This is a genomic window from Lentzea californiensis, assembly GCF_024648825.1.
GTDB classification, from domain to species: Bacteria; Actinomycetota; Actinomycetes; order Mycobacteriales; family Pseudonocardiaceae; genus Lentzea; species Lentzea californiensis.
In genome coordinates, this window is the sequence record NZ_JANBBE010000001.1 from 1,000,178 (window position 1) to 1,012,069 (window position 11,892).

At 67.7% G+C, this 11,892-nt stretch carries 12 protein-coding genes; 8 read left to right on the forward strand and 4 right to left on the reverse strand.

Annotated elements, in window-relative coordinates:
• Window positions 1-84 precede the first annotated feature (84 nt).
• From LX88_RS05305 to LX88_RS05315, 3 genes are all read left to right on the forward strand, one after another.
• Entirely contained in the window at window positions 85-870 is a 786-nt protein-coding gene (locus LX88_RS05305) for an NADP-dependent oxidoreductase (protein ID WP_258946681.1), read from the forward strand.
• Between the two features lie 316 nt (window positions 871-1,186).
• The gene (locus LX88_RS05310; protein ID WP_258946682.1) at window positions 1,187-1,804 is read left to right on the forward strand and encodes a hypothetical protein; all 618 of its coding nucleotides are present in this window, start codon (window positions 1,187-1,189) and stop codon (window positions 1,802-1,804) included.
• A 14-nt stretch (window positions 1,805-1,818) separates the two neighbouring features.
• Window positions 1,819-2,475, forward strand: coding sequence for an NAD(P)H-binding protein (locus tag LX88_RS05315; RefSeq protein WP_258946683.1), 657 nt, complete (start codon window positions 1,819-1,821; stop codon window positions 2,473-2,475).
• Here the strand turns inward: LX88_RS05315 and LX88_RS05320 are convergent.
• Window positions 2,472-3,752, reverse strand: coding sequence for a D-arabinono-1,4-lactone oxidase (locus LX88_RS05320; protein ID WP_258946684.1), 1,281 nt, complete (start codon window positions 3,750-3,752; stop codon window positions 2,472-2,474). The two genes, LX88_RS05315 and LX88_RS05320, sit on opposite strands and share 4 nt — an antisense overlap.
• A gap of 86 nt (window positions 3,753-3,838) precedes the next feature.
• On the opposite strand from LX88_RS05320, the gene LX88_RS05325 reads away from it, so the two are divergent.
• A complete protein-coding gene (locus tag LX88_RS05325; RefSeq protein ID WP_258946685.1) occupies window positions 3,839-5,020 on the forward strand; it encodes an amino acid deaminase/aldolase in 1,182 nt (393 codons plus the stop codon).
• A 220-nt stretch (window positions 5,021-5,240) separates the two neighbouring features.
• On the opposite strand, the gene LX88_RS05330 is transcribed toward LX88_RS05325, so the two are convergent.
• On the reverse strand, window positions 5,241-5,885 hold the full coding sequence (locus tag LX88_RS05330; RefSeq protein WP_090072043.1) for a TetR/AcrR family transcriptional regulator: 645 nt from the start codon (window positions 5,883-5,885) through the stop codon (window positions 5,241-5,243).
• Between the two features lie 82 nt (window positions 5,886-5,967).
• Between LX88_RS05330 and LX88_RS05335 the strand changes: the two genes are divergently transcribed.
• The 3 genes from LX88_RS05335 to LX88_RS05345 are packed head-to-tail and all read left to right on the forward strand — an operon-like array spanning window position 5,968 to window position 9,195.
• On the forward strand, window positions 5,968-7,215 hold the full coding sequence (locus tag LX88_RS05335; RefSeq protein WP_258946686.1) for a GH1 family beta-glucosidase: 1,248 nt from the start codon (window positions 5,968-5,970) through the stop codon (window positions 7,213-7,215).
• A 40-nt stretch (window positions 7,216-7,255) separates the two neighbouring features.
• Window positions 7,256-8,416 (forward strand): MFS transporter, encoded by a 1,161-nt coding sequence (locus LX88_RS05340; RefSeq protein ID WP_307789843.1) that lies wholly within the window; start codon window positions 7,256-7,258, stop codon window positions 8,414-8,416.
• Entirely contained in the window at window positions 8,416-9,195 is a 780-nt protein-coding gene (locus LX88_RS05345) for an SDR family NAD(P)-dependent oxidoreductase (RefSeq protein ID WP_258946688.1), read from the forward strand. The genes LX88_RS05340 and LX88_RS05345 overlap by 1 nt, the downstream gene beginning before the upstream one ends.
• 400 nt (window positions 9,196-9,595) lie before the next feature.
• On the opposite strand, the gene LX88_RS05350 is transcribed toward LX88_RS05345, so the two are convergent.
• Both LX88_RS05350 and LX88_RS05355 read right to left on the reverse strand, forming a co-directional pair.
• The gene (locus tag LX88_RS05350; RefSeq protein WP_030480258.1) at window positions 9,596-9,955 is read right to left on the reverse strand and encodes a hypothetical protein; all 360 of its coding nucleotides are present in this window, start codon (window positions 9,953-9,955) and stop codon (window positions 9,596-9,598) included.
• 12 nt (window positions 9,956-9,967) lie between these two features.
• Entirely contained in the window at window positions 9,968-10,258 is a 291-nt protein-coding gene (locus LX88_RS05355; protein WP_307790106.1) for a hypothetical protein, read from the reverse strand.
• Between the two features lie 191 nt (window positions 10,259-10,449).
• Here LX88_RS05355 and LX88_RS05360 point away from each other — a divergent pair, with 191 nt between their 5' ends.
• Complete coding sequence (locus LX88_RS05360; RefSeq protein ID WP_258946689.1) at window positions 10,450-11,832, forward strand: helix-turn-helix domain-containing protein; 1,383 nt, start codon at window positions 10,450-10,452, stop codon at window positions 11,830-11,832.
• The last annotated feature ends 60 nt before the right edge of the window (window positions 11,833-11,892 follow it).

The following is an 11,892-nucleotide window of genomic DNA, read 5'->3' on the forward strand; positions in this document are numbered from 1 at the left end:
TCGCGAGGGGGGTTCTTTCGTTGATCGGCAGTATCGGATTCCTTGATCCAACAGGTGATGTCTGTCACTCGTTCGGGGGGCGCCATGTGGGCGATAGCGGCTGCCGGCTTCGGCGCTGAACTCGAACTCGTCGAGGTTCCCCGGCCCACGCCGGGACCAGGTCAGCTCCTGGTCCGGCTGCTCGCGGCGAGCGTCAACCCGTTCGACCGCAAAGTCGTGAACGGGATGCTCCGCAGTTCCGCTCCTCACCAGTTCCCACTCGTTCCCGGAACTGATGGTGCGGGTGAGGTGGAAGGTTCCGGAGAGAGGATTTTCGGCACCTTCTTCCGCCGTCCCGTCGGCGGCGGAACATACGCCGAGTACGTCACAGTTCCGGCCGAGAACGCGTTGGCGCCGTTGCCGGAAGATCTGGATCCCGCCGTCGCCGCCGCATTGCCTACCGCGGGTATGACCGCTTTGCAGTTGGTCGAGTCACTCGGCACCGCGGAATCCGTGCTGATCGTCGGTGCCTCGGGCGGCGTGGGGTCGTTCGCCGTCCAGATCGCGCGTGCGGCGGGCAAGCGGGTCATCCCGATCGGGCGCGGCGACTCCCTCGTGGAGGCCGACGCGCTCATCGACCTCGTGAGCGCCGACCGTTCGTCGTTCGAGTCGAACGCGCGCTACGCGCCGCTGGCGTTCAACACCAACTACGTTTCCGCTGATCCGGGGCAGAACTTCGGCCTGAAGGGGTCGCGGGAGACGTTGGTGCGACTGGCGTCCATGGTGCGGTCGGGTGACCTGGAAGTACCGATCGGCCGACGCGTGCCGTTGCGCGAGGCGACCGACGTTTTCGCAGGTCACGGGCCCGGCAAGACAGTGATCATCATGTAGGTGGTCGTTCTGGCGCGGTGAACGGTCGGCGGACGGCGACCGGTGCCGCTGACCGGCGTTTTGCCCACACGCCTGGCGCGCACACCCTGAGCAGCCTTTTTGGCGCGTCCATCCGGATTAACGTCACCCAGACGGCAGCACAGCAGGACCGAACTCCCCTCGCCACTCCTCGACCGGTCACCGACCGGTCGGCGCCGTCGATCGCAGGGGGTCCTGTGACCTGGGGGCGGGCCGCGCGCTTCCTGCTAATTCTTATGCCAGAGCACGAGTCGAAACGCGGCGGATCTCCCGCCGCGGGTGACGAGGAGGCACTGGCGTGAGCAGCACCCCAGCAAGGATCGCGGCGCTCGACAGTTCGAACGGTCTGTCGACCACCCCGGCCCCGGTTCCGGAACTGCCCGCGTCCGTCGAGGAGCTGGCTGCCGCTGCGGCGATCCGCCTCGGCTGGCACGGCGTGGTTCTCCCCGAAATGGTCCTGATGGGCCGCAAGGTCGTCGTCGTGGCCGAACTCCTGGCCGACGCCCACGCCGAGCGCGTGTGCGTGGGTGCGGGCCCAGAGGCCGACAAGACCACCGTCTCCACGTGGGTGTGGCCGGAGATGGAAGGCCGCGTTCCCCCCGCCGCGGTGCGGATCGTCGGCGTCCTGGCCGTCGCCCGCCACTGGAGGACCGCCCTGGCTTCCTCCGTCCCCTTCGCCCGCTACGGCAACGCCGCGGTCGTCCTGCCCGAGTCGGTCGCGTTCTCGCACGACTACCTCGCGAACTGCCTGCCGCGCGTGCGCCGCTACGGCGTCTCGGTGCTGCTGGCCGACGACGGGAAGGACCTCTCGGTCGACGTGTCCGGCCGCCAGGAGAACGCCCCCTCCGAGGACACCGCCATCACCCGCTGGGTCAACGAACTGGTCTACGAGCAGGTGCTCGCCACCGCTTCCTGATCTACGGTCGGGCCATGCGAGTAGTCATAGCCGGCGGACACGGGCAGATCGCGCTGCTTCTCGAGCAGCAGCTGGCCACCCGTGGAGACGCCGCCACAGCACTGGTCCGCAATCCCGATCACTTCGCCGATGTGCAGGAAGCCGGAGCCGTTCCGGTGTTGTGCGACCTGGAGTCCGCTGATCTGGACTCGGTCGCCGCGTATTTGAACGGTGCTGATGCGGCCGTGTTCGCCGCTGGTGCCGGCGCCGGATCTGGTGCCGCCCGCAAGGACACCGTGGACTACGGGGCCGCCGCGCTCTTCGCCTCTGCCTGCGTCGAGGCCGGGGTGCGGCGGTTCCTGCAGGTGTCCACCGTCGGGATCGAGTCCGCGGACTCGCCGTCGGTGGACCCCGAGTTCGCGGTGTACCTCAAGGCCAAGAAGCTGGCCGAGGACGACCTGAAGCCGCGTGATCTCGACTGGACGATCCTGCGGCCGGGGCCGCTGGTGAACGACGCGCCGACCGGGCTGGTCACGCTGGCCGAGCCCCGGCTGCCGCGGTCGTCCGTCACCCGTGCCGACGTCGCCGCGGTGCTGGCCGAGCTGCTCAACGCTCCCAACACGGTCGGCAAGACGCTGGAACTGGTGAACGGCGAGACACCGATCGCCGACGCCGTTCGCGTGATTCTCTAACCGAGCACGCGGTCCAGGTAGGGGTTCGTGAACGTCCTGCCTGGATCGACCTCGTCCCGCACCCGCAGGAAGTCGTCGAAGTGCGGGTACAGCGGGCGGAGCTCCGTCGCGGTCAGGTCGTGCATCTTGCCCCAGTGCGGGCGGCCGCCGACCGACGCCGCGATGCTCGCGTACGCGTCGAAGAAAGCCTTGTACTGCATGCCGAGTGCCTGGTGCATCGAGATGTACGCGGTGTCGCGGCCGTTCGCCGTGGAGAGCCAGATGTCGTCGGCCTGGGCGACGCGCACCTCGCACGGGACGATCAGGTGGTCGCGCTCTCCCAGCTTGGCGGCGACGGCCTGGAGTTCGCGGATGACGTCCATCAGGTTCTCGCGGGGGATCGAGAACTCGGTCTCCACGAACCGCACGCGCCTGGGCGTCACGAAGACGTTGTGCGAGTAGTCCGAATAGGACCGCTCGGAGATCAGCGAGCCGCAGAGTTCGTTGAGGCGCCTGGTGTAGCGGGGGAAGGTCTTGGCGACCTTGGTGACCGCGCCGAACGCGGCGTTCTCCATGACCTCGTACTCCCAGGCCTGGCGGAGCTTCGAGAGCGGGCGCGCGGCCTCGGTGATCCTGTTGTTGCGCTTGAGGATCACGCGGTCGGAGTGGGTGAACCAGTGGAACTCGACGTGGTCCTCCACCGCGCAGAGGTCGTCGAACCGCTCCAGCACGGCGTCGAGGCGGCCCGGGGCTTCCTGTGCCTGCAGCACGAAGGACGGGACGCAGCGCAGGGTCAGGGTGCTGATGACGCCCAGCGCGCCCAGACCCACGCGGGCGGCGTTGAAGAGGTCCGGGCGTTCGGTCCGGGAGCAGGTGACCACAGAGCCGTCGGCCAGGACCAGTTCCAGCGCTTCGATGGCGGTGGCGAGGACGCCCAGTTTTCCGCCGGTGCCGTGGGTCGAGGTGGAGACCGCGCCGGCGACGGTCTGGGCGTCGATGTCGCCCAGGTTCGGCATCGCGAGGCCCAGGCGGTGGAGGTCGGCGTTGAAGACGCGCAGGGGAGTGCCGGAGCGGACGGTCACCAGCCCGGTTTCCGCGTCCGCGCGTACGATTCCGGTCCACCGGTCCAGGTCGAGCGCGGTTTCCGGGGCTACGGCGATGTCGTTGAACGAGTGACCGCTGCCTCGCGCGCGGACGCGGCCGCCGGAGAGGACGGCTGCGGCGATCTCGTCCGTGCTGGACGGGTGGACGACGCGCGCAGGCGTGCACGAAGCCGTTCTAGCCCAGTTCGTCCACACGCGAACCTCCACGAGAGAGTGTGACCTGCGAGTAACGTAAGTGAAAGCTCTTCACGTTTCAAGGGTTCAGGACGTACCGTCAGAGCATGCGCCGAACTCGACTTGATGCCGCGACGAAGGACCTGGATCCTCCGTTCGCGATCGTCGACCTGGATGCCTTCGACCACAACGCGGCGGACCTCGCCCGTCGCGCTGCCGGTCATCCGATCCGGGTCGCGAGCAAGTCGATCCGCGTGCGCGAACTGGTGAGCCGGGCGCTCGAACGGCCCGGTTACGCCGGCGTCATGTGCTACTCGCTGGCCGAGGCCCTGTGGCTGTCCGAGCAGAACGTCACCGAGGACCTGCTCGTCGCCTACCCGACCGCCGACCGCGCGTCGTTGCAGAAGCTCGCGGCCAACGAGACGGCGCGCCAGCGCGTCACGATCATGGTCGACTCCACCGAGCACCTCGACTTCGTGGACGCCGCGATCGGGCCGCACGCCGACATCCGGGTCTGCCTGGAACTCGACGTCTCGTGGCGCCCGCTGCCCGGCGTTCACATCGGACCACGCCGTTCGTCGATCCACACGCCACAGCAGGCCAAGGCGCTCGCCGCCAAGATCGTGCAGCGGCACGGCTTCCAGCTGGTCGGCGTCATGGCCTACGAGGGACAGATCGCCGGTCTGGGGGACAACCCGCCCGGCCAGCCGCTGCGGGCGATCGGGATCCGGCTCATCCAGAGCAAGTCCGGCCCGGAGCTGATCGAACGCCGTACCGCCGTGGTCACCGCCGTCCGGCAGGTTGCCGACCTGGCGTTCGTCAACGGTGGCGGCACCGGCAGCCTCGAGCTCACCGGCTCCGACCCGTCGGTCACCGAGCTCGCGGCGGGGTCCGGCCTCTTCGGACCGACGCTGTTCGACGGCTACCAGGCGTTCAAGCCGGAACCGGCCGCGCTGTTCGCGTTGTCCGTGGTGCGCAAGCCGACCAAGCGGGTGGCCACGCTGTTCGCCGGCGGCTACATCGCGTCCGGCACACCGACACCCGACCGCCAGCCGTCGCCGTACCTGCCGGCCGGGCTGAAGACGCTCGGCCTCGAAGGCGCGGGCGAGGTGCAGACGCCGGTCACCGGCAAGGCGGCGGAGCAGCTGCGGATCGGCGACCGCGTCTGGATGCGGCACGCCAAGGCGGGCGAGCTGTTCGAGCGGTTCGACGAGGTGCACCTGGTGCACGGTGACCGCATCGAGCGCACCGTGCCCACGTACCGCGGTGAGCGCAGGAACTTCGGCTAGTGTCCTGCGCCGGAAATTCGTCATCAAAGTATGAAGGTTGATGAGGGGAGCTTTCATCAACCTCAGGTTTGGGAAAGCTCCCCTCATCAACGTCGCGGGGCCTCAGCCACGCCGTCATCAACTGCACGCGGGGCGCTTTCGTGCGCTCCACGCGCACGAAAGCGCCCCGCGTGCGGCACAAACGGCAGGGACTTCAGCGGCGGACTTCCGGCGTAGGGCACTAGGCGGGCAGCCGCGACGACAGATAGCCCCTGACCAGCGCCCTAGCCTCGGTCAGGATCGCCTGGTCGCCCGTCGGGTTCTTCCGGAACGCCATCTTCATCACGGCGTCGGCGGCCTCGACGGCGATCGCGATCGGCAGCTGGACCTCGTTCATCGGGATGCCGAACTTGCCCGAGATCAGCTCCGAGATCTTGTCGGAGATGACGGCGTTGTTGTCGCGGCGGTCGTCGAGCAGGCGCATGTCGACGACGTCGCCGAAGTGCAGCTTCCCGAACGCCGGGATCTCGCGGTGCATCGTCACGTAGACGTCGAACACCGTGTCCACGGCGTCCCACCAGTGCTCGAGTGTCGCCTGCTCGAGCCGTTCGGTGATGCCGAGGGAGAACTTGTCGACGTTGCGCAGCGTCAGCGCCTGCACGACGGCTCTTTTGTCAGGGAAGAACTGGTAGAGCGAACCGACTGCTACGCCCGCTCTTTCCGCGATCAACGTCGTGGTGACACCGTCGTAGCCCACCTCGTCGATGAGGGTCGCGCAGGCCTCGAGCATGCGCTCGACTCTCTTGGCGCTGCGCTGCTGCACGGGCTGACGGCGAAGCGGGGTGGTGCTCGTCACGGCGACTCCCAGTAGTTCGGGTACTTCCATCTTGCCTGTTGCACGGCTCTTTCACTTCCCTGAACCCGTCAACACGCCTACGATCCGAACAAGTTTCACATTTGGAGGATCGATGAGCGACTTCCTTTGGGGAGTGTCGACGTCCGCGTTCCAGATCGAGGGCGCGTTCGACGCCGACGGCCGAGGCCCCTCCGTGTGGGACGACTTCTCTCCTGTACACGAGAACCAGAACGCTTCCGTTGCGTGCGACCACTACCACCGGTGGCGCGAGGACGTTGCGCTCATGACGCAGCTCGGCGTGAACGCGTACCGGTTCTCGATCGCGTGGCCGCGCATCCAGCCGTCCGGCAAAGGACCTGTCAACGCCGAGGGCCTCGACTTCTACGACCGCCTGGTCGACGCGCTCGTCGACGTCGGCATCGCCCCCGTGGCGACGTTGTACCACTGGGACACCCCGGCGGAACTGGAGGCCGAGGGCGGCTGGCTGACCCGGGACATCGCTGACCGGTTCGCCGACTACACGGCGCTGGTCGCGGACCGGCTCGCCGACCGCGTGAAGCTGTGGATTCCGATCAACGAACCCGCGATGGTGACGTTGCAGGGCTATGCGATCGGTGAGCACGCTCCCGGCAAGACGTTGCTCATCGACGCGTTGCCGACCGCCCACCACCTGAACCTCGCTCACGGCCGTGCGGTCGAAGTGCTCCGGTCGTTCAACGCGCAGGCCGTCGGCACGGCGAACAACCACACTCCCGCGTGGCCGGTTGGGCCGGATGACGTAGCGGCCGCCGAGGCCTACAGCGAAATCCACAACTGGATCTACGCGGACCCCATGTTGTCGGGCCGATATCCCGACGCAGTCGCCGAGCTCCTGCCTATCGCCGATGGTGACCTGGCCACGATCCACCAGCCGCTCGACTTCTACGGCGTGAACTACTACAACCCGACGCGGCTCAAGGCGCCGTCCGAGGGCAACCCGCTGCCGTTCGAACTGGTGGAGATCGACGAGTACGAGCGCACCGGGTTCGGCTGGCCGATCGTGCCGGCCGGGCTGACCGAGATGATCACGACGTTGCGCGAGCGCCATCCCGGCCTGCCGCCGGTGTACGTCACCGAGAGCGGCTGCAGCTTCCCCGACGAGATCAACGACGCCGAGCGGATCTCCTACCTGGACGGACACCTCAAGGCCGCGCAGGCCGCGGACGTCGCCGGGTACTTCGTGTGGTCGCTGCTCGACAACTTCGAGTGGGAAGCCGGGTACTCGCAGCGGTTCGGCCTGGTCCAGATCGACTACGAGACGCATGCGCGCACGCCGCGCGACTCGTTCCACTGGTACAGAAAGGTGATCAGTGGTGAGTGAGGCGCTCGCCGAACCGGTCGTCCCGGTTCGCAGGAGCTGGATGGTCTGGCTGTTCGTCGCGAACCTCGGTCTGTGGCTCGCGGTCTACGCGCCGATCCAGATCCTGTTGCCACGGCAGGCCGAACTGCTGGACAAGGCGAACAAGACGTTCGTGTTCGGCGTCGTCACCGGTGTCGGCGCGTTCGTGGCGATGGTGGGGGTGCCGCTCATCGGCTTCCTGTCCGATCGCACGACCTCGCGCTTCGGCCGCCGGCACCCGTGGACGCTGATCGGGTCGGTCGTCGCGGCTGCCGGCCTCGCTGTTCTCGCCAGTGCGCACTCGGTCCTGGTCATGACGATCGGCTGGTGCCTGGTGCAGGCGGGGGTCAGCAGCATGCTCGCCGCGCTGACCGCCGCCGTGCCGGACCGGGTGCCCGTCGTGCAACGGGCCAAGGTCGGTGGGCAGTTCGGCATCAGCCAGATGCTCGGCACCGTGCTGGGTGCGCTCGTCGTCACGGAACTAGTCACCGACCTGGAGGCCGGCTACCTGGCCTGTGCGGTGATCGTGCTGCTCGGAGCGTTGTTCTTCGTGCTCAGGACGCCGGACACGCAGTTGGTCGCGAAGCCGGTGCGGCCGACGTTCTGGATCTCACCCCGAGAGCACCCCGACTTCGCGTGGGCGTGGCTCGGGCACTTCATGCTCAACGTCGGCAACGCGTTCGGCACGCTGTACCTGTACTTCTTCCTGAGCGACGAGGTGCGCCACCCGTCTCCCGACCAGGGCCTGCTGCAGTTGATGGCCCTGTACGGGGTGGCGCTCACCGCAGGAGCGGTGCTGTTCGGCGCACGAAGTGATCGTTCTGGCCGTCGGAAGCCGTACGTGTACGGAGCGTCGGCAGTCATGGCTTTGGCGGCGTTGTTGTTGGTGGTGTCGCCGACGTGGCCGGTCGCGCTGGTCGCCTCACCGTTGCTCGGCGTCGGCTTCGGCACCTACCTGGCCGTCGCGATCGCGCTGCTCACCCAGGTGTTGCCGGCTGCGGCCGATCGGGCCAAGGATCTGGGCGTGATCAACGTAGCCAACGCGTTGCCGCAGGTCATCGCCCCCTTGCTGACTGCCGTGATCCTCGCGAACCTGGGTGGTTACCGCGGTCTGTTCGCGGCGTCCGCGCTGGCTACCGTGCTCGCGGCGGTGTTGATGAGTCGAGTGCGATCGGTGGTCTGATGCAGGTCGAGGGCAAGAAGGTTCTGGTCACAGGGGCGTCCCAGGGGATCGGTGCGGAAGCGGCGTTCCGGTTCGCCGCCCACGGCGCGCACGTCCACCTTGTGGCCAGGAGCGCCGAACTGCTGGATCTGCAGGTCGAACGGATCAAGGAGTTCGGCGGCTCGGCGACCGCTCATCAGGCGGATCTGTCCGACGCTGAGCAGATTCGAGCACTCGCCGAGGACGTTCCGGCCCCCGACGTGCTGGTCAACAACGCGGGCGTCGGGCGCTGGCTGTTCCTCGACGACACGTCGTCCGACGAGCTGGTCACCATGACCGCTGTGCCGTACATGGCCGCGTTGCTGCTGACCAGGGAGTACCTGGGCGCCATGCGGTCGCGGGGCTCCGGCTGGATCGTCAACGTGAACTCGCCGGTGTCACGGCTGCCGATCCCCGGCTGCGTGGGCTACCAGTCGTCGAGGTGGGCTTTGCGCGGCCTCACGGCCTCGTTGCGCCTCGACCTGCGCGGAACCGGCGTCGGAGTCAGCGAAGTGGTGCCCGGCAAGGTCTCCAGCGAGTACTTCGCCAACAACCCCGGAGCCGAGGAACGGATCCCGGCGATCGCCCGGATGATCCCCACGGTCACGCCGCAGCAGTGCGCGAAGGCGATCGTGGACGCCGTGGAGAAGGAACGCGCCGAGCACCTGTTCCCGTGGCAGCTCAAGGCGTTCGAGATCTCCGGTCGGCTGTTCCCCGGCCTGACCTCATACCTCGCCTGGAAGACCGGCACTCACCGCTAGACGAGTGCACGCGGGGAGCTTTCGTACTGCATGTCGGTACGAAAGGGCCCCGCGTGCGGCAAGTCGGTACGCAGGGGCCCCGCGTGCGGCAAGTCGGTACGCAGGGGCCCCGCGTGCGGCAAGTCGGTACGCAGGGGCCCCGCGTGCCGTCCGGAGACGTGAAAACGGCCCTCGTCTGCGCGGGAGGTGCAGACGAGGGCCGTGGTTGGTGACCGCGGACCGGCGACGGTCGGGGAGGGAAGGTGCACGTCACCGGCCCGCGGGAATCTGTGGAGTTGTAAAAGCTGACCGGGGCCCGCGATGTCGCGGTCGGGGGTTCGCACATCGCGGACCACCGGTCAGTAGGCGGTTTGCAGACCTGGTCGTGTCGGGGGGACGCCAGGTCAGTCGCAAACGCCCGTTAGTGGGCTCGAGCCACCGCGCGGCGGGACCGGGTGACAGGAGGAGTCACCGGGGCCTCGCGCAGATGGCGAGCCGGGCGCGGGGCGAGTCCGCCCGCGACCAGGTGTTCGTACGCGGCGCGCCACACCGAGCAAGGTGACTTCTGCTGGCGCCAGCGGCCGGAACATTCGGGGCAGTTGCCCTTCTCGTCCGGCTCGTGCGCTGCCAGCAGAGCACGCCATCCCTCGGTCAGCCGAGGGAGCTCGGATCGAGCCACCGACAGGAGGGACGGGGCGTCCGCACGGCTCGCCAGCTCAGTGAGCAGGTCGAGGCGTTCCCACACAGCGTTGCGAAGAACCTGTCCGAGGATCGCGTCCATTGAACGTCACCGTCACCTTTCCGCCTGGTCGGCGGCTTCGCGTAGCGCGGCCCTGAGCTGTACGAGCTGGTCGTGGGACAAGACTGCCGTCTCCCCGGGAGGGCCTACCAGGACCACTTGGCCCTGAACGACCTTCACGGTGAGCTGGCGGTCCCGGTCGACCACGTCGCCGCAGCTGATCTGCCACGTCCGACGTTGCCCGGTCATGCCGCGCCATGTGGATTCGGTGTCACCCGTCTCCACAATGGAGGTGGAGCCTGAGGAGGAGCTGTCCACTATTAGGTCGTTCCTCTCCGTGCTCACTCGCTTACCGGAATCCAGATTGCGATGATTCATGCCGGAACGGGACGTCACAGCGCTGACCGGTGGAAGTCTTACGGTGAGCGGTAAGCGGTGTTCGGCAGAGCCGATCAGCTCCGCCGAAGAGGACTTCTCGGGCTCGGGGACCTGCCCCTAGTCTGCCGATGACGCCCAACGGACTGTGAGGGTGCGCGATGAACACCATGAGTTCCCAGGGCTCTCCTATCCCCGCCGAGGTGTGGGACCAGCAGGAGATGCGGGACGCACTGGCCCGACGAGAGATCAGCTCGGTCTACCGGCTGCTCCGAAGGCACGGTGTGTCCCAGCGCCAGATCGCGGCGCTCACTGGGCAGTCGCAGTCCGAGGTCTCGGAGATCCTCAAGGGACGCCAGGTGATGGCGTACGACGTCCTGACGAGGATCGCCATGGGCTTGGGTGTCCCACGTGGATACATGGGTCTCGCCTATGACGAGACAACGGCAGTACGGGTGGCCGCGACCGCGGACTCACCCCATCCTGAGGAGGACGAGTCGGTGAAGCGTCGGAAGTTCCTCGCGCACGCCGCCGCCGTGACAGTGGGCGCGGCCGTGTTCGGAGCGGACTCCGGGTCGTGGGTTTCACACCCCACACAGACTCCGGCTCCGGGACGCATCGGGATGACCGATGTGCGCCAGGTCGAAGCGGCGACGCGGGCTCTGCGTGCCCTGGACTACCAGTACGGCGGCGGTTCCTGCCGCGACGCGGTGGTCGCCCAGCTGTCCTGGGGACAGCAGATGCTCGGTGCGAGCTCCACGGACATCGTTCGCCAGCGGCTCTTCGTCGCCTTGGCGGACCTGCACAACCTCGCCGGCTGGACGTCGTTCGACACCGGCCTGATGGACTCGGCCCGCAACCACTTCGGTCAGGCGCTCGACCTCGCGAAGCAGGGCGAGAACGAGGCGCTCATGGCGAACATCCTGTACCGCATGGGCCGCGTCTACTTGCACCAGAACGCTCCCGACGACGCGCTGAAGGTGTTCCAGCTGGGCCAGCTGGCCGCGCAGAACTCCGGTTCCAAACTGGCCGTCGGCATCCTGTGCGCCAACGAGGCCTGGGCCTACGCGAAGATGGGTTCCGACGAGCAGGCGCTCAAGCTGCTCGGCCGCGCCCGTGACGAGTTCTCCCGTTCGAACATCGCCGAAGCGCCCGCCTGGGCCCGGTTCTTCAACGAGATCGACCTCTCGTCCATGATCGGCACGGTGCACACGGAGCTGGCCCAGACGGTGGACGCCAAGTACACGAGGACCGCGATCCCCGCGCTGTCCAAGGCGATCAACAACTTCGGCGACGAGTACGCCCGCAGCCGCTCGTTCAACCTCACCTCGATGGCGATCAACCACCTGCTCGAAGGCGACATCGACCACGGCGCCAAGATCGGCCGCCAAGCCGTTGACCTGTCGGAAAGCCTCAAGTCGGTGCGCACCAAGCAGCGCATGGAGCCGCTTCGCCAGGAAGCCGACAAGCGCCGCAACAACCCCGAGGCCCGCGAGCTCGCCGACCGCGTCGCGCGGTTCACCGGCACCGAGTCGGCCGCCTAGTCACATTTCGTTTGGGTCCTATAGCACCACTTTTGGATGGCGTGGGACACGAACCGGTAA

Coding starts and splice junctions, on each gene's coding strand:
- LX88_RS05360 (WP_258946689.1), top strand. CDS start 10,450: ATGAACACCATGAGTTCCCAGGGCTCTCCTATCCCCGCCGAGGTGTGG.
- LX88_RS05330 (WP_090072043.1), bottom strand. CDS start 5,885: ATGGAAGTACCCGAACTACTGGGAGTCGCCGTGACGAGCACCACCCCG.
- LX88_RS05340 (WP_307789843.1), top strand. CDS start 7,256: ATGGTCTGGCTGTTCGTCGCGAACCTCGGTCTGTGGCTCGCGGTCTAC.
- LX88_RS05305 (WP_258946681.1), top strand. CDS start 85: ATGTGGGCGATAGCGGCTGCCGGCTTCGGCGCTGAACTCGAACTCGTC.
- LX88_RS05350 (WP_030480258.1), bottom strand. CDS start 9,955: ATGGACGCGATCCTCGGACAGGTTCTTCGCAACGCTGTGTGGGAACGC.
- LX88_RS05345 (WP_258946688.1), top strand. CDS start 8,416: ATGCAGGTCGAGGGCAAGAAGGTTCTGGTCACAGGGGCGTCCCAGGGG.
- LX88_RS05325 (WP_258946685.1), top strand. CDS start 3,839: ATGCGCCGAACTCGACTTGATGCCGCGACGAAGGACCTGGATCCTCCG.
- LX88_RS05315 (WP_258946683.1), top strand. CDS start 1,819: ATGCGAGTAGTCATAGCCGGCGGACACGGGCAGATCGCGCTGCTTCTC.
- LX88_RS05335 (WP_258946686.1), top strand. CDS start 5,968: ATGAGCGACTTCCTTTGGGGAGTGTCGACGTCCGCGTTCCAGATCGAG.